Source organism: Micromonospora sp. IBHARD003 (genome assembly GCF_056106285.1).
Map to the genome: position 1 here is coordinate 4,686,311 of NZ_JBWBBX010000001.1, position 16,329 is coordinate 4,702,639.

Consider the following 16,329-nt stretch of genomic DNA (forward strand, 5'->3'; position numbering starts at 1 on the left):
ACCCTCACCGCGTTCACCGGAGATTCGTGCCGGTGCCACCCCGAAGTACCGGCCCCGGCTCTCCGGGGTTCCTCCGAGACCCCCCGGGTGCGGCCCCGGGGCCGCACCGAGAAGATCGAGGAGCGCGGGGAAGACAGCCCGGCGATCTTCCCGGCAGGAACATTCGCGCTGCTCGGAGCCATACTGCCGACGCGGACCGGAGCGTGGCCCCTGCATCGCGCCCCGGTCGTGCACGGCGCGGTCCCGGCCACTGCCGCACCTTCGCCGACGTCTTCGGTGCCGCCTTCCCCACGGCCGGTATCCGGCGTTCCGGGCGGCCCCGAATCGGACCCGAGGCATCGTGCTTCCGGTTCGTCCTGACATCCGACGTGACGGTCCGGGCGGCAGGAATGCCTGGACTCGGGTTACCGTTCGAGTGGCCGTTGCGAGCTTTTGCCGTTTGACACGGGGGCGGGTTGTACCGTCACACTCCGCAGCGACAGCAGTGGCGGTACGGCCCGTACGCCGTATGCCGCGCCCGTACGTGCCCACCGAGCGTCGACCGGAGAGAAGAGCGAAGTTGTCCCCGACCAGCGAGACCGCACAGGGCGGCCGCCGACTCGTCATCGTCGAGTCGCCTGCCAAGGCGAAGACGATCAAGAGCTACCTCGGCCCCGGCTTTGTCGTCGAGGCGAGCGTCGGGCACATCCGCGACCTTCCCAACGGGGCCGCAGAGGTCCCCGACAAGTACACCGGCGAGGTCCGGCGTCTCGGCGTGGACGTCGAGCATGACTTCCAGCCCATCTATGTCGTCAACGCCGACAAGAAGGCGCAGGTCAGAAAGCTCAAGGAGCAGCTGGCCGCATCCGACGAGCTCTACCTCGCCACCGATGAGGACCGCGAGGGCGAGGCGATCGCCTGGCACCTCCTCGAGGTCCTCAAGCCCAAGGTCCCCGTCCACCGGATGGTCTTCCACGAGATCACCAAGGACGCGATCCGCGAGGCCGTCGCCAACCCGCGTGAGCTCAACAAGCGCATGGTCGACGCCCAGGAGACCCGCCGCATCCTCGACCGTCTCTACGGCTACGAGGTCTCCCCGGTCCTGTGGAAGAAGGTCATGCCGCGGCTGTCGGCGGGCCGGGTCCAGTCCGTGGCCACCCGCCTCGTCGTCGAGCGCGAGCGCGAGCGCATCGCCTTCCGCTCCGCCGAGTACTGGGATCTGACCGGCACGTTCGCCACCGGCCGGGCCGGTGACGCCTCCGATCCGGCCGCGTTCACGGCCCGGCTGACCTCGGTCGACGGGCAGCGTGTCGCCCAGGGCCGCGACTTCGGCCCGGACGGACGGCTCAAGAGCGGCCAGGTCCTCCATCTCGACGAGGCGAACGCGCGTGCCCTCAAGGCCGCGCTCGAGAACGCCGCGTTCTCGGTCCGCTCCGTCGAGTCGAAGCCGTACCGCCGCTCGCCCGCCGCGCCGTTCCGCACGACCACGCTCCAGCAGGAGGCCTCGCGCAAGCTCGGCTTCGGGGCGAAGGCCACGATGCAGGTCGCGCAGAAGCTGTACGAGAACGGCTTCATCACCTATATGCGTACGGACTCGACCACGCTCTCCGACACCGCCGTCACGGCGGCACGGGCGCAGGTCACCCAGCTGTACGGCGCCGACTACCTGCCCGAGAAGCCGCGTACGTACGCCGGCAAGGTGAAGAACGCGCAGGAGGCGCACGAGGCCATCCGCCCCTCGGGCGACCGCTTCCGCACCCCGGCCGAGACCGGGCTGACCGGCGAGCAGTTCCGCCTCTACGAACTGATCTGGAAGCGGACCGTCGCCTCCCAGATGAAGGATGCGGTCGGCAACTCCGTCACCGTCAGGATCGGCGGCACTGCCTCCGACGGCCGGAACGCGGAGTTCTCGGCATCGGGCAAGACGATCACGTTCCACGGCTTCATGAAGGCGTACGTCGAAGGCGCGGACGACCCGAACGCCGAGCTCGACGACCGCGAGCGCCGCCTCCCGCAGGTCGCGGAGGGCGACCGGCTCACGGCCGAGGAGATCACCGCGGACGGCCACGCCACCAAGCCGCCCGCCCGCTACACCGAGGCCACCCTGGTCAAGGAGCTCGAAGAGCGCGAGATCGGCCGCCCGTCGACCTATGCGTCGATCATCGGCACGATCCTCGACCGCGGCTACGTCTTCAAGAAGGGCACGGCGCTGGTGCCGTCCTTCCTGAGCTTCGCCGTGGTCAACCTGCTGGAGACGCACTTCGGCCGGCTCGTCGACTACGACTTCACCGCCAAGATGGAGGACGACCTCGACCGCATCGCGCGCGGGGAGGCGCAGGCGGTGCCGTGGCTGAAGCGTTTCTACTTCGGCGAGGGCACCGGCGGCCCCGGCGAGGGCGCGGCCAAAGCCCGCAACGGCGACGGCGACCACCTCGGCGGCCTCAAGGAGCTCGTCACCGACCTCGGCGCCATCGACGCCCGTGAGATCTCCTCCTTCCCGGTGGGCAACGACATCGTGCTGCGGGTCGGCCGCTACGGCCCGTACGTCGAGCGCGGCGAGAAGGAGACGGAAGGCCACCAGCGCGCCGACGTCCCCGCCGACCTCGCCCCGGACGAGCTGACGATCGAGCTCGCGGAAGAACTGCTCGCCAAGCCGAGCGGCGACTTCGAGCTGGGCAAGGACCCCCAGACGGGCCACGAGATCATCGCCAAGGACGGGCGCTACGGGCCGTACGTCACCGAGGTGCTGCCCGAGGGCACGCCCAAGACCGGCAAGAACGCGGTGAAGCCGCGCACGGCCTCCCTCTTCAAGTCGATGTCGCTCGACACGGTGACCCTGGAGGACGCACTGCGGCTGATGTCGCTGCCGCGCGTCGTCGGCAAGGACGCCGAGGGTGTCGAGATCACTGCCCAGAACGGCCGCTATGGCCCGTATCTGAAGAAGGGCACGGACTCGCGTTCCCTGGAGTCCGAGGACCAGCTCTTCACCATCACGCTGGACGAGGCGCTGGCGATCTACGCCCAGCCGAAGCAGCGCGGCCGGGCCGCGGCCAAGCCGCCGCTGAAGGAGCTCGGCACGGACCCGGTCAGCGAGCGTCCGGTCGTGGTGAAGGACGGCCGCTTCGGGCCCTACGTCACCGACGGCGAGACCAACGCGACCCTGCGGACCGACGACAGCGTCGAGACCATCACGCCCGAGCGCGGCTATGAGCTGCTTGCCGAGAAGCGGGCGAAGGGACCGGCGAAGAAGGCCGCGAAGAAGGCCCCCGCCAAGAAGACGGCGGCGAAGAAGACCGCCGCGAAGAAGACGACGGCCGCAGCGAAGAAGACCGCGGCCAAGAAGACGACGGCGAAGAAGACGACGGCGACGGCCGCGAAGAAGACCACGGCCGGCAAGGCGGCGTCCGCCGGGGACGAGTAGCGGCGCATCGTCGCAGGCACAGGGGCCATCGACGAGGGGCCCCTGTGCGGTGTCCGGCCTGCCCCCGGCGTGCCCGTTCCACGCCCTCCCGGCGGTGCTTTCGCGGCCCTTCACATCCGCGCCGTTCACTCGGCACGGATACGCCGCCCGTTTGTTCGGACGGGGTCTCCGGGGAGTCAGCCGCTCCGGATAGGCTGGGCGGATGACGCGAGCCGAGCAGCCAACGGCACAGAACGCCACCCCCGACCCCGGAGCAGCCACGGCAGACGCCCAGCGATCATCCGGTACGGACGCCCTTGCCGCGGATTCACGCGAACGCGCCGTCCGGGCGCTCCTGCGGATCCCCGCACTGCGCCGGCTGTGGGGCGCGCAGCTCGTCGGCGGTATCGGCGACGCTCTCGCGCTCCTGGTGCTGGTCCTGCTGGCACTGCAGGCCGCCGTCGTGGAGGGCGCCTTCGGCGGTGGTTACCGCGGCGCGGCCTTCGCCGTCTCGGCCGTCTTCGGCGCACGCATCCTCGCCACGCTGCTCTTCGGCGCGGTGCTTCTCGGGCCGCTGACCGCGCTCACCGCACCCAGCGGCCCCCTGGACCGGCGCTGGACGATGATCGGCGCCGACGGTGTCCGGATCGCCCTGCTCGTCATCGCCCCGCTGTGGATCGACTGGATGCCCGACAGCGCCCTGGCGTACGTACTCGCCACGGTCTTCGTCGCCGGGGTCGCCGAGCGCCTGTGGACGGTCGCCCGGGAGAGCGCCGCTCCCGCCCTGCTGCCGGCCCCGCCGCCGGAAGGCGCGGCGGTACGTCCGCTGCCGGACCGGCAGGACGCGCTGCGCAGGCTCTCCCTGCGCACCTCGTTCGCGGTGATCCCCGCCGGTGCCGCCGTCCTGCTGGCCGCCACGCTGATCGGCAATCTGCTCGGCTCGGGCATCGAGTGGTTCTCGCTGCACCAGGCGGCCCTGGGGTCGTACGTCGCGGCCGGACTCTTCGCCGCGTCGATGTCCGTCCTGTACGCCGTCGAACTGCCCGATGCGCCGACCCCGCGCCCGCGCTCCCCGCTCGAGGGTCTGCGCCGCCCGTCCACCGGAAACGGCCTCGACAAGGGGCGTACCGGCGCGGTGCCGCTGCTCGTCCTCGCCTGCGCCTCGGTCGCCGGAGCGATCGCCGCCGCCGCGGCCGTCGCCGTACTGCACGCCCGGGACCTCGGGGGCGGCCCCGTCACCTTCGCCCTGCTCGTACTGGCCCTGACCGGAGGCACCGGACTGGGCATCCGCCGGGCCCAGTCCGTGCTGCCCGCGCTGTCGCGCCGCCGGCTGCTCGCCCTGGCGATCGCCGTCACCGGAATCGCCCTGCTGGCGCTCGGACTCGTACCGGACACGGCGACCGTGCTCTTCATCGCGGTGCTCGCGGGCTTCGCGGCCGGCGTCGCCGCGCACCTCGGGCACGCCCTCCTCGATCTGGAGACCGAGGAGTACCGCCGACCGCGGGTCACCGAGCATCTGCAGGCCGTCGTCCGGGTCTCGATCGGATTCGCCGCGGTCGCGGCTCCCCTGCTCGCCGCGGCCATCGGCCCGCACCGCCTCGCCAGCGGCGACTTCGTCTTCGCGCACCGCGGTGCCGCGTTCACCCTGATGCTGGCCGGCGCGCTGCTGCTGCCCGTCGCCGCGATCGTCCTCGCCAAGACGGACGACCGCTCCGGTGTGCCGCTGCGCCGCGACCTGGCCGATGCCGTGCGGCGCGGAGCCGACCCGTTGCAGGCGCCGTCGGCGACCGGTTTCTTCATCGCCATAGAGGGCGGCGACGGCGCGGGCAAGTCCACCCAGGTGGAGGCGCTCGCCGACTGGATCAGGGCCAAGGGCCACGAGGTCGTGGTCACGCGAGAGCCCGGCGCGACGCCGATCGGCAAGCGGCTCCGGTCGATCCTGCTCGACGTGTCGTCGGCCGGCCTGTCGAACCGCGCCGAGGCCCTGCTCTACGCGGCGGACCGCGCCGAGCACGTCGACACGGTGGTCCGCCCGGCACTGGAGCGGGGCGCGATCGTCATCTCCGACCGCTACATCGATTCGTCCGTCGCCTACCAGGGCGCGGGGCGCGACCTGTCGCCGACGGAGATCGCCCGTATCTCGCGCTGGGCCACGGACGGTCTCGTACCGCATCTGACGGTGCTGCTGGACGTGTCCCCGGAGACCGCCCGCGAGCGCTTCACCGAGGCGCCGGACCGGCTGGAGTCGGAACCGGCGGAGTTCCACCAGCGGGTGCGGGCCGGGTTCCTCACGCTGGCCGCGGCCGACCCCGGCCGCTATCTGGTGGTGGACGCGGGCCAGGAACCGGAGGCCGTGACCACGGTCGTACGGCACCGGCTCGACCAGATGCTTCCGCTCTCCGAGGCCGAGGTGAGGGCCCAGGAGGAGGCGCGGAAGGCCGCCGAGGAGGAGGCCCGCCGCAAGGCCGAGGAAGAGGCGGCCCGGAAGGCGGAAGAGGAGCGCCTGGCGCGTGAGCGCGAGGAGCAGCTGGCCAGGCTGCGCGCCGAGGAAGAGGAACGCAAGCGCCGCGAGCTCGAGGAGGCCCGCCAGCGCGAGGCCGAGCGGCAGGCGGAGGAAGCCCGGCAGCGCGCCGAGGAAGCACGGCGCCTGGCCGAAGAGGAGCGCCGCCGGCGGGAGGCCGAGGAGAAGGCCCAGCGCGAGGAGGCCGAGCGCCGGCGTCGGCAGGCCGAGGAAGAGACCCGGCTGCGCGTGGAGGCCGACGAGCGCCGCCGCGAGCGGCAGCGCAAGGCGGAGGAAGCCCTGCTGCGGGCGGAGGAGGCGCGCAGGGCGGCGGAGGCGGCATCGGCCGCGGCCGCCGCGGCTGCTGCCCCGGAAGTGCCGGAAGCGCCGGAAGCGCCCGAAACCTCGAAAGCCTCGGCGACCGAGACGACGGTGCCGACGCCCACGGTGTCGCCCGGTGCCGGCGACATGACGCAGACGGTGGAGACGCCGCGCCCGCGCATCGACATGAAGAAGCAGGACGACGCCGCGACCACCGTGCTGCCCGCGGTGCCGGACGCGGCCGCGGCCCCGTCGGCCGACGAGACCGCGGTGCTTCCTCCGGTGCGGGACGAGTCGGCCGGGGCCCCGGCCGACGAGACCGCTGTACTGCCTTCCGTCCGGCACTCCGATCCGGCGGACCGGGTGCCGCCGGGCATCTTCCGGGACGAGCAGCCGGATGCCGGCGCCGCCGACCGTACGCGCGAACTGCCGCAGGTCGACGAGCAGGGGCAGCCGCGGCGCCGCTCCGACTGGGCCGAGCAGACTCCGCTGGACGACCTGCCGACGCTCGCGGACGAGCTGCTCGGGCCGCGCGACGACGGTGACGACACCGAGGGTGGTGGCAGGCGGCGCGGCGGGCGCTGAGGGCAGGCGCTGAGGCGCGTGGCCGGGGTGCGGGCGCACCGGTCCGCGTGCGCGAGGGTGATCCGGTTGTCCACAAGCCCTGGTGATCCGGGGGTGTGATCCGGGAGTTGTCCACAGGCCGCCGGAGCTGTCCGACCCCTGCACCACAATGGGAATCCGCGGAAAACCGCGGCAGGACCTCGTACGACGCCGGAAGGGCGGTGACGGCTTCATGGCCGTTTGGGACGACCTGGTCGGGCAGGAGCGCGTCCAGGAGCAGCTCGCCGCCGCTGCCCGGGACGCCGACGCGCTCGTCACGGCGGACGCAGCGGGCGAGCAGCCGCCCGAGGCGTCCAAGATGACCCACGCCTGGCTCTTCACCGGCCCGCCCGGCTCCGGCCGCGCCACCGCGGCACGAGCCTTCGCCGCCGCGCTCCAGTGCACCAGTCCGGACCGTGCGCTGGGCGGGGCGCCGGGATGCGGCTTCTGCGACGGCTGCCACACCAGCCTGGTCGGTACGCACGCGGACGTCGAGGTGGTGCGCACCGATCTGCTCTCCATCGGTGTGAAGGAGACCAGGGCCCTGGTGCGCCGCGCCCAGCTGTCGCCCGCCGTCGGCCGCTGGCAGGTCATCGTCCTGGAGGACGCCGACCGTCTCACCGAGGGCGCGGGCAACGTCCTGCTGAAGGCCGTCGAGGAGCCCGCGCCGCGCACGGTCTGGCTGCTCTGTGCACCGTCGCTGGAGGACGTGCTGCCCACGATCCGCTCCCGCTGCCGCCACCTCACGCTGCGCACCCCGGCCGTCGCGGCCGTGGCGGACGTCCTCATGCGACGCGACGGCATCGAGCCCGAGGTGGCGACGGCTGCCGCACGGGCCACACAGGGCCACATCGACCGGGCCCGCCGGCTCGCCACGGACGAGCGCGCCCGGGCCCGCCGCGCCACCGTCCTCAAGCTCCCGCTGCGCGTCGAGGACATCGGTGGCTGCCTCAAGGCCGCACAGGAGCTGGTCGACTCGGCGACGGAGGACGCCAAGCAGGTCTCCGATGAGATCGACGCCAAGGAGACCGAGGACCTCAAGACGGCACTGGGTGCGGTGGCGGGCGGACGTATGCCGCGCGGCACCGCGGGGGCGATCAAGGAGCTCGAGGACCGGCAGAAGCGCCGCAGGACCCGCACCCAGCGGGACAGCCTCGATCTCGCCCTCACCGACCTGACCGGCTTCTACCGCGATGTGCTCGCACTGCAGCTGGGTTCCCGGCTGGCCGTCGCGAACGAGGACGTGAAAGACGCGCTCGACAGAGTCGCCCGGAGTTCGAGCCCGGAGCGGACCCTGCGGCGGATAGAAGCGGTCCTTGCCTGCCGTGAGGCACTCGACGCCAACGTGGCTCCGCTGCTCGCCGTGGAGGCGATGACGATGGCGCTGCGCGCGGGCTGACCAGCACGGGCTGCCGCTGCAATCACTCAAACAGGCCTGAACGGGCGTGAACGGGTACGAACCCCCGATCGGCGGCTAGGCTCCCAGAATGGACATCAGGCACCGCCTTCCTTTCCGGTCCTCCGTCATCGCGTACGCCGCAGCAGCCGGATTGTTCCTCTCGGGCTGCAGCGGCAGCGTTCTCCCTCTGGGGGCGTCCGAGAGGTCCGGGACGCCGGCGGCGGCGGCCCCGGCAGCCGATCTGAAGCCGTACTACTCACAGCGGCTCAGCTGGCGGGACTGCGGTGTCCCCCGTTTCGAGTGCGCCACGCTCAAGGCCCCCCTGGACTACTCGAAGCCGAACGGGGCCTCGGTCAAGCTCGCCGTGGCCCGGGTGAAGGCGACGGGACCGGGCAAGCGGATCGGTTCGCTGCTGGTCAACCCGGGCGGGCCGGGCGGCTCGGCCGTCGACTACCTCCAGGGGTACGCCGGCATCGGTTACCCGGCCCCGGTGCGCGCCCGGTACGACATGGTCGCCATCGACCCGCGCGGCGTGGCACGCAGCGAGCCCGTCGAGTGCCTCGACGACAAGCAGATGGACACCTACACGCAGACCGACCAGACCCCCGACGACCAGACCGAGATCGCCAGGCTGCGTACGCAGTACCAGCGCTTCGCCGCCGGCTGCGAGAAGCGGTCCGCCTCGGTCCTGCCCCATGTCTCGACCGTGGAAGCGGCTCGTGACATGGACATCCTGCGAGCCGTGCTGGGCGACGAGAAGCTGTCGTACGTCGGCGCCTCCTACGGGACCTTCCTGGGCGCGACGTACGCCGAGCTTTTCCCCAACCGGGTCGGGCGGCTCGTCCTGGACGGGGCCATGGATCCCTCGATCTCCGCCCGCGAGCTCAACCGCGACCAGACGGCGGGCTTCGAAACCGCGTTCCAGTCGTTCGCGGCGGACTGCGTCAAGCACACGGACTGCCCGCTGGGCACCACGACCGCCGCGGACGCGGCGACACGGCTGAAGGCCTTCTTCGGCACCGTCGACGCCAAGCCCGTCCCGACCGGTGAGGGCCGCAAGCTCACGGAGTCCCTGGCCACGACCGGGGTGATCGCCGCGATGTACGACGAGTCCGCGTGGCCCCAGCTGCGTGCGGGCCTGCGCCAGGCGATGGACGGTAACGGCTCGGGGCTGCTGGCGCTGGCCGACTCCTACTACGAGCGGGAGCCCAACGGGAACTACGCGAACCTGATGTACGCCAACGCGGCGGTGAACTGCCTCGACGCACCCCCCGCCTTCGCTTCCCCCTCCGAGGTCTCGGACTCGGTCGCCGACTTCGAGAAGGCATCCCCGGTCTTCGGCGAGGGTTTCGCCTGGGCGTCCCTGAACTGCGCCTACTGGCCCACCCACGCAACCGGCACCCCCCACCGCATCGAGGCCCGAGGAGCCGCACCGATCCTGGTCGTGGGCACGACCCGCGACCCGGCCACCCCGTACAAGTGGGCCGAGGCCCTCTCCGGCCAGCTCTCCTCAGGAAGGCTCCTCACCTACGACGGCGACGGTCACACGGCGTACGGCCGTGGCAGCGACTGCGTCGACACGGCGGTCAACACCTACCTCCTGGAGGGCACCCCGCCCCCGCCGAACAAGCGCTGCCGGTGATCACCGGGGCCTGGTCGGGACACCCGGATTAACCCTGTAGACTTGGCGCCGCTGCTGATGCGAGCCTGATCCCTGCCGGGACGGTGATGTCGGCAGCTTGCCGCCTTAGCTCAGATGGCCAGAGCAACGCACTCGTAATGCGTAGGTCTCGGGTTCGAATCCCGAAGGCGGCTCACCTTGTGACCAGCGGTTTCCCTTGGGAAGCCGCTGGTTCGTTTTGGGGCCCGTTGCAGTTCCCGTTGCGATAGAACGGATGCTCACCCCCATAGGGCATCCCCCATCCGCTTCGCTGCATCGTTCGCGAGTACCGACCCAACGTGTGTGTACCGCTGCGTCATTCGCATCGACGAGTGCCCGAGGATCTCCATGACCACGCGCGGGCTCACTCCGGACTCGATCAGCAGGGTGCCCGCGGTGTGCCGGCCATCGTGCACCCGAGCGTCCCGGATCCCGGCCGCTTCGAGGATGTCCTTCCACTCCTCCCAATCCATCCGCGGATCGATCGGGCGGCCGTTCTCCTGGCAGAACACAAGGTCGTGCTCCTCCCAGAGCTGGCCGGCCGCGAGGCGCTCCTGCAACTGCGCCTTGCGGTGAGCCCTCAGGATCGGCACGAGCGGCGGTGGGATGGGCGCCAGGGGGCCTTGACCCAGAATCTTGGACACGGGCTATGCGGCTTGGGCCAGGGTAGTTGATGTTGTGTCGAGTGCTGTCTCGTAGGCGATGGGACTCCGTTGTCCGAGGTGGGAATGACGGCGTCGGGTGTTGTAGCGGTTGAGCCAGCGGAACGCGTCGAGACGGGCTTCGCGTTCGCTGGACCAGTGCTTTCGGCCCTGAAGAGCCTCGCGTTTGAACGTCGCGTTGAAGGACTCGGCGAGCGCGTTGTCCGCCGAGCTGCCGATCGCGCTCATGGACTGGCGGACGCCGGCTTGGCGGCAGGCGTCGGCGAAGGCCCGGCTGGTGTACTGGGCGCCGTGATCGGTGTGCATGACCGCCCCGGAGAGGCTGCCGCGGGTGCGTTCGGCGGCGGCCAGGGCGTCGATGACGAGGCCGGTGCGCATGTGGTCCGCGATCGCCCAGCCGGCCAGGCGGCGTGAGGCGAGGTCGATGACGGTGGCCAGGTAGAGGAACTTCCCGCCTTCCAGCGGGAGATAGGTGATGTCGCCGACGTACTTCGTGTTCGGCTCGCTTGCTGTGAAGTCGCGGCCGATGAGATCCGGGGCCTTCGCCGCGGCCGGGTCCGCGACCGTGGTGCGGTGCCTGCGGCGCAAGCGCACGCCCGCCAGACCGGCGGCCCGCATCAGCCGCGCGATCCGCTTGTGGTTGACGCGCTCGCCCGCCTCGCGGAGCTCGGCCGTGATCCTGGGAACGCCATAGGTGCCATCCGACTCGCGGTACACGGCCCGTATCCGGGCGGCGAGGCGGGCGTCGGCTGCCTGCCGGGCGGCCCGATCCGCGGCGGTGCGGCGCCAGTAGTAGAAGCTGGAGCGGGCGATGCCCAGGATGGTGCACAGCCGCTTCACGCCGTAACGGCGCTGATGGTCGGCGACGAACTGGAAGCGGTTCACCAGCGCGTCTCCCCGGCGAAATACTTCGCCGCCTTCCGCAGGATCTCGCGCTCTTCCTCCAGCTCACGGACCTTCTTGCGCAGAGCGGCGTTCTCCGCCTCCAGCGGTGTGGGCGGCTCGGCGGGCGCCTCCGCCCGCCGCCCCCGGGGCCGGCTCGCACCGGCCGCTCGGACCCAGTTCCGCAGGGTCTCGGGGCTGATCCCCAAATCGGCGGCGACCTGCCTGATCGTCGCCTCGGGCCGCGACTCGTACAGCGCGACCGCGTCCGCCTTGAACTGCGGCGGATAGTTCTTCATGACCACGAGATGTCCGTTCTCAGATCCTCAGGATCCAGTGTCTCGTGTGTCCAGGATCAAGGGTCAAGGCCCGTAGGCACCGGTCCGCTCGCCCGCTCTGATGACTGCGGCGGGCGACACGTACGTCCAGTCGAGGTCGTGCACGCCGCGGTAGAGGTCGAGCGCTTCGGACTGGGCCTCGGCGTTGGCCTTCCACAGCGCGGGGAAGTCCGGGTCGTCCATGACCCGGGCGCCGGTCGGCGTGCGTAGGCTACCGGCACCGCCGATGGTGACCAGGCGGGTGACACCGGCTCGGCGGAGTCCGTCGATCAGCGCACGGGCGGCACCGAGGATCGTGGCGCGGGTCTACATCGCGCTCACCAACAACACCGATCGCGGCAAGCCGGGCAAGGCGGGCGCGGACGAGGCGAACCCGCGCAACCTCAACAAGCACGGTCAGATCCTGGAGCTCGCCGAGCACTGGGACGACCCGGCGGGCGACGGTTTCGCCTGGCGCCTGTTCCTGGTCGCCGGTGACCCCGACGACCCGGCCACCTACTTCGCGGGCTACCCGAAGGACCAGGTCAGCCCGATCTCGTGCCCCGACAACGTGGCCTTCGACCCGCACGGCAACCTGTGGATCTCCACCGACGGCAACCAGCTCGGCTCGCACGACGGCCTGTTCGGCGTGGCCACCCGGGGCGAGCGCCGCGGTGAGCTGAAGCAGTTCCTCACCGTGCCGAAGGGCGCCGAGACCTGTGGTCCGATCGTCCAGGACCGCCGTGTCATCGTCGCCGTTCAGCACCCGGGCGAGGTCGACGGCGCGAGCGTCGAGAAGCCCGCGTCGGTGTGGCCGGACGGATCGGGCAAGATCGTGCGCCCGGCGGTCGTCGCCGTGTACCGCAAGGACGGGTGCGACATCGGCGTCTGATCCGCCGACCGGTGGTTCCGCCCGACCGGCGAAGACCACTGTGAACCCCCACGGGCCCCAGGCGCCCCCGCCGGGCCCGTGGGGGAGCTGTCGGCCCCTCAAGCGCGGACCTGGTCTCCGCCTTCTACGCGAAGGTCTCCTGGGTGTCCTCGCCGTCGGTCCACCAGACGCCGAGCTTGTGGCGGACCAGCTGCCGGCCGTCCTCCCCCCGGCCAAACTCCCATTCGTAGGGGCCGCCCATGGCGTAGGGGGAGGACGTGCTCCCGGGTGCGGTGACGGCGACGAACCACATGTAGCCGATGCCGGTCGCCCGGTCGCCCTCCACGTCGAAGTGCATGTTGATCCTGGCCGATCCGGGGGCCGACGGCCGACAGTACGGCGTCGTGGGAGGCGGCGAGGCCGGCGACCGCGGCGGCGTCTGTGACGTCACCGGTGGTCACGGTCAGGGCCTTGTGCTCGAGTCCGTCGATGTGGCCGGCTCGGGTGACCGCGGTGACGGTGTGGCCGCGACGCAGTAGTTCCTCGGTGGCGGGCCGGCCGATGTTGCCGCTGGCACCGAACAGGACGATCTTCATGTGTTGCTGCTTGTTTCTGATGGTCAGAGGACGGGCTGGCCGTCGGCGATGATGGCCGCGGTGATGCCGCGCTCGTCGGCGGCGTGCTGGAAGCGCTGCTCGATGTCGGGTTGTTCGGTGTAGAACGGCGGGTTGTGGAACAGGCCGTAGTGCATGGCGCAGACGGTGCCGGCGCCGAGTGCGACGGCGGCCTCGACGCCCTGCTCGGGGGTCATGGTCGCCGGGACGTTGGCCGCGTAGCCCTCGAAGTGGGCGATGACACCGTTGACCGGGACGAACGCGACGTCGAACGGGCCGTGGTCGCGGGCGATCTGCCACCAGCTGCCGTGCCACTGGGTGTCGCCGCAGTGGATGACCCGCCGGCCGGCGCCTTCGACGACCCAGGCGACCTGGTCACAGTCGTTGCCGCGCCAGTCCAGCGAGGTCACCGGGGTGACGGTCAGCTCTCCGATGCGGCGTGACTGGCCCAGGTCCTGGGCGACGGGGGTGATGCCCACCTCGTGCAGCGCCGCCGCGCTCGGGGTGTGGCAGCCGATCGTGCCGGTGGCCGCGATCCGGGCGATCAGGTCGTGGTCGTAGTGGTCGGGGTGCAGGTGGGTGATGAGGGCGTGGGTGCCGGGCGGGGTATCGACCGGGTCGACCGGCCGGTGCGGCGGCCCCATCACCGGCGCCAGCGGAGCGACGTTCTCGAGCGGGTCGATCAGCAGGCGGGTGTCGCCGAGACGGATCTCGACGCCGGCCCAGGCCAGCCGACGCACGGAAAGGGTGGGGGTCATGGGCAGCGACGCTAGACCGACGTTGTTGAGAAAGTCAACAAGAGAGTTTTGAATCTCAACCCACGATGTAGGGTGGTGGCATGCGCACCTACGGGCAGTACTGCGGCATCGCGAAAGCACTGGACACCATCGGCGACCGATGGACCCTGCTGATCGTCCGCGAACTGCTCGCCCTGGGTCCTTGCCGACACACCGACCTGCGCAACGGGCTGCCCGGGATCGCCAGCAACCTGCTGGTCGACCGGCTCCGCGAACTCGAGGAAGCCGGCCTGATCCACCGCGAGGCCGCCCCGCCGCCGGTGGCCACCACCCTGTTCTCCCTCACCGAGCGTGGCCGCGCGCTGGAGCCGGTGCTGCAGGAACTGAGCCGGTGGGGCGTGCCGCTGTTGCGTGAGCCGGGCGGCAACGACACCTTCCGCACCCACTGGCTGGACATGCCCGCCCGGGCACTGACCGACCACCGCCCCGACCAGCCGGCAATCGCCCTGCAACTGCACGCCGACGGCAACGAAGACCTGGTCATCGAAGTCAAGGACGGCTCGGTGCACACACACGCCGGCCGGGTCGACCACCCCACCGCGTCACTGACCGGACCGCCGCACCTGCTGGCTGCGACCCTGCTCGGCGACCTCGATCTGAGCGCCGCAGCACAGCAAGGCCTGCGGCTCAGCGGCGAACACGAGGCAGTAATGCGCATCCTGCCCCGCTGAACGACCGACCGCTCGCGGGCCTGCGACCTCAAGCTCTACCGAGTCTGCGCCGGTCTCAAAAACGGTCCATTAATTGAGCGCTTTCCAACTGGCTTTGGGCAGCTGAGGGCGCGTATCGGGGTAGAGCGCGGGGTCGGGTGAGGCTCCCGGTAAGACAAGAGCACCAGCACCACCCCGGGGGCGATCTGCTCCCGACGCCCGCGCAACACCTCACCCAGCGGCGGCCATTCGTCCTCACGCAGCCGTCGCCACAGCGGTGTGTACGGCCGCGGCGGCTCGCCCGCGGGCCGCGGCCCGCCGTACGGCGACCGCCCGGCCGGGCGGGGTGCGTTGATGCTCATGGCGTCCCTTCCACGGGTCCCGGTAAGGGACGCGCCCCGGCTCGGCCACGGTTCCCGACGGGACGCCCCGTGCTGCCGGGGCGCCCCGCGCCAGAGCGGGCGATAACGCGCACATGGCCGTCGAGGTCGAGCGTCTCCTGTGGAGCAATTCCCGCTCGAGGCCTTGGAGGAACGATTCGGGAGGGCATTGACGCCCCTACGGATGTCAAGCAGAGGCTAGATGTCGAGCAGCGGCCCCGGCAGTATCGGCTGCGGGGTACGGAGTGGCGATGAGTCGGTAGCTCTCTCGCCGGACCTCGCCCCGTCACCTGCCCCAGTATTTCCTCAGCTGACCTTCCATGAACGGATTCGGAGTCGCACTCACTTCGCCGGCGAAGGGGTGGTCGAGGACGAGGACGAGGGTGAGGCTCAGGGCCTACCAGCAACGCGATCGACCCTACGAAAAGTAGCTGCACCTTGAGGTTCTGCACCCCGTAGAGCAGGGTGACCAGTATTACGACCACCGCTCCCCCGTAGGTGAGGACCTGCAGGAGATTGGGCAATTGTTGCGTCGCGGCCAGGATGCGGGTTCTGCTCTGTGCGGTCACATCGTTCAGTCGCTCCACCGACGCGCTGTAGAAGGCCTGTTCGGAAGTGCTTTTAGGGTCGTACCCCTGGAAGACTCCATACAATGTCTCAAGCTTGCCCGATGTCGCGCTGCGCCGGCACAACTGCAGCTGGAGTCCATTCCGGACCACGGGCCGGTTTCCTGGGCCTCTCAGCCGGAGGGGCTCCCTGCTCCGCACTCCAGTACGTCGAATCACGAGAAGGAGATGCCGCCAGCCTCTCGATCCTCTCGATCCTCTGGGTTCAGACGCGTTATTGATCACGGACACTTGGGGCCCGCCGGTTGCGGGGCCCCAAGTGGGTGGTGCGCCGGAACGCCGGCTCGCCACCCGTGCGTTTCGGGCGCACCTCGGTGTGCGCGGTGCGGTCCCGGTCGTCACACTGCGCGGCCTCTGTGTGGCCCCTGGGGCGCTCCGGGTGCACGATGGTCGTGAGGGAGGACGCGATGTCCCGTGAGCCGACGGCATCGTCATCGTCGGGCTGATCATCGCCGGGCTGATCATCGTCGCCGGCTTTCCCGTCCTGTCCGTGCTCCGCTTTCCCGTCCTGCCCGTACTCCCCCCGCATGGTCACCCCGGTGATCGCGTTCTCGGGACTCGTCATCCGGGATCTGTGCGTGGTGTGGCCCGGAGGCGTCGACGCCCCGGGAACGCCGCGCCTCTCTTGTGGCGCGACCGGGAGCCGTCGCGAGCGACGGACCGCACGG

General features: G+C 70.9%; 12 protein-coding genes, 1 tRNA gene and 2 pseudogenes. 7 read left to right on the forward strand and 8 right to left on the reverse strand.

From position 1 onward, the window contains the following. Positions 1 to 559: 559 nt before the first annotated feature. The 5 genes from topA to ACTWOL_RS20915 all read left to right on the forward strand — a co-directional run bounded on the left by topA (position 560) and on the right by ACTWOL_RS20915 (position 10,017). Positions 560 to 3,400: a type I DNA topoisomerase gene (gene topA, locus ACTWOL_RS20895; RefSeq protein WP_474298288.1), complete on the forward strand. Its 2,841-nt coding sequence runs from the start codon at positions 560 to 562 to the stop codon at positions 3,398 to 3,400. Positions 3,401 to 3,602: 202 nt separating this feature from the next. Beyond that, positions 3,603 to 6,785 carry a dTMP kinase gene (tmk, locus tag ACTWOL_RS20900; RefSeq protein ID WP_474298289.1) on the forward strand — a complete coding sequence of 1,061 codons (3,183 nt, stop codon included), beginning with the start codon at positions 3,603 to 3,605 and terminating at the stop codon, positions 6,783 to 6,785. Between the two features lie 211 nt (positions 6,786 to 6,996). Continuing rightward, positions 6,997 to 8,202 (forward strand): DNA polymerase III subunit delta', encoded by a 1,206-nt coding sequence (locus ACTWOL_RS20905; RefSeq protein WP_474298290.1) that lies wholly within the window; start codon positions 6,997 to 6,999, stop codon positions 8,200 to 8,202. A gap of 88 nt (positions 8,203 to 8,290) precedes the next feature. Continuing rightward, the gene (locus ACTWOL_RS20910) at positions 8,291 to 9,844 is read left to right on the forward strand and encodes an alpha/beta hydrolase (protein ID WP_474298291.1); all 1,554 of its coding nucleotides are present in this window, start codon (positions 8,291 to 8,293) and stop codon (positions 9,842 to 9,844) included. Between the two features lie 99 nt (positions 9,845 to 9,943). After that, positions 9,944 to 10,017 (forward strand) — tRNA-Thr (locus tag ACTWOL_RS20915). Positions 10,018 to 10,101: 84 nt separating this feature from the next. On the opposite strand, the gene ACTWOL_RS20920 is transcribed toward ACTWOL_RS20915, so the two are convergent. The 3 genes from ACTWOL_RS20920 to ACTWOL_RS20930 all read right to left on the reverse strand — a co-directional run bounded on the left by ACTWOL_RS20920 (position 10,102) and on the right by ACTWOL_RS20930 (position 12,038). Beyond that, positions 10,102 to 10,506 (reverse strand): tyrosine-type recombinase/integrase, encoded by a 405-nt coding sequence (locus ACTWOL_RS20920; RefSeq protein WP_474298292.1) that lies wholly within the window; start codon positions 10,504 to 10,506, stop codon positions 10,102 to 10,104. A 3-nt stretch (positions 10,507 to 10,509) separates the two neighbouring features. Continuing rightward, a protein-coding gene (locus ACTWOL_RS20925) for an IS3 family transposase (protein WP_474294256.1) occupies positions 10,510 to 11,711 on the reverse strand; the annotation gives its coding sequence in 2 pieces (ribosomal slippage) (positions 10,510 to 11,420 and positions 11,420 to 11,711; 1,203 coding nt in all). A gap of 57 nt (positions 11,712 to 11,768) precedes the next feature. Beyond that, positions 11,769 to 12,038: an NAD(P)-dependent oxidoreductase gene (locus ACTWOL_RS20930; protein WP_474301214.1), complete on the reverse strand. Its 270-nt coding sequence runs from the start codon at positions 12,036 to 12,038 to the stop codon at positions 11,769 to 11,771. Between the two features lie 7 nt (positions 12,039 to 12,045). Between ACTWOL_RS20930 and ACTWOL_RS20935 the strand changes: the two are divergent. After that, positions 12,046 to 12,615, forward strand: a pseudogene (locus ACTWOL_RS20935) (PhoX family protein); the annotation flags it as partial. 124 nt (positions 12,616 to 12,739) lie between these two features. Here the strand turns inward: ACTWOL_RS20935 and ACTWOL_RS20940 are convergent. The 3 genes and pseudogenes from ACTWOL_RS20940 to ACTWOL_RS20950 form a co-directional block, all read right to left on the reverse strand. Beyond that, entirely contained in the window at positions 12,740 to 12,952 is a 213-nt protein-coding gene (locus ACTWOL_RS20940) for a nuclear transport factor 2 family protein (protein ID WP_474301333.1), read from the reverse strand. Positions 12,953 to 13,022: 70 nt separating this feature from the next. Continuing rightward, positions 13,023 to 13,190, reverse strand: a pseudogene (locus ACTWOL_RS20945) (NAD(P)H-binding protein); the annotation flags it as partial. A 23-nt stretch (positions 13,191 to 13,213) separates the two neighbouring features. Then, positions 13,214 to 13,966, reverse strand: coding sequence for an MBL fold metallo-hydrolase (locus tag ACTWOL_RS20950; RefSeq protein ID WP_327387315.1), 753 nt, complete (start codon positions 13,964 to 13,966; stop codon positions 13,214 to 13,216). An 80-nt stretch (positions 13,967 to 14,046) separates the two neighbouring features. Between ACTWOL_RS20950 and ACTWOL_RS20955 the strand changes: the two genes are divergently transcribed. After that, positions 14,047 to 14,676 carry a winged helix-turn-helix transcriptional regulator gene (locus tag ACTWOL_RS20955; RefSeq protein WP_474293396.1) on the forward strand — a complete coding sequence of 210 codons (630 nt, stop codon included), beginning with the start codon at positions 14,047 to 14,049 and terminating at the stop codon, positions 14,674 to 14,676. Between the two features lie 337 nt (positions 14,677 to 15,013). Here ACTWOL_RS20955 and ACTWOL_RS20960 read toward each other — a convergent pair whose 3' ends face one another. Next, positions 15,014 to 15,952: a bestrophin-like domain gene (locus tag ACTWOL_RS20960; protein WP_474298293.1), complete on the reverse strand. Its 939-nt coding sequence runs from the start codon at positions 15,950 to 15,952 to the stop codon at positions 15,014 to 15,016. Continuing rightward, positions 15,876 to 16,226, reverse strand: a complete 351-nt coding sequence (locus ACTWOL_RS20965) for a hypothetical protein (protein ID WP_474301334.1) — start codon at positions 16,224 to 16,226, stop codon at positions 15,876 to 15,878. Before ACTWOL_RS20965 ends, ACTWOL_RS20960 begins: the two co-directional genes overlap by 77 nt. Positions 16,227 to 16,329 lie beyond the last annotated feature (103 nt).

What these genes read in the sequence shown, in the direction of transcription:
- ACTWOL_RS20955 (WP_474293396.1), top strand. Translation starts at nt 14,047, where the DNA reads ATGCGCACCTACGGGCAGTACTGCGGCATCGCGAAAGCACTGGACACC.
- ACTWOL_RS20965 (WP_474301334.1), bottom strand. Translation starts at nt 16,226, where the DNA reads ATGACGAGTCCCGAGAACGCGATCACCGGGGTGACCATGCGGGGGGAG.
- ACTWOL_RS20950 (WP_327387315.1), bottom strand. Translation starts at nt 13,966, where the DNA reads ATGACCCCCACCCTTTCCGTGCGTCGGCTGGCCTGGGCCGGCGTCGAG.
- ACTWOL_RS20905 (WP_474298290.1), top strand. Translation starts at nt 6,997, where the DNA reads ATGGCCGTTTGGGACGACCTGGTCGGGCAGGAGCGCGTCCAGGAGCAG.
- ACTWOL_RS20910 (WP_474298291.1), top strand. Translation starts at nt 8,291, where the DNA reads ATGGACATCAGGCACCGCCTTCCTTTCCGGTCCTCCGTCATCGCGTAC.
- ACTWOL_RS20940 (WP_474301333.1), bottom strand. Translation starts at nt 12,952, where the DNA reads ATGCACTTCGACGTGGAGGGCGACCGGGCGACCGGCATCGGCTACATG.
- tmk (WP_474298289.1), top strand. Translation starts at nt 3,603, where the DNA reads ATGACGCGAGCCGAGCAGCCAACGGCACAGAACGCCACCCCCGACCCC.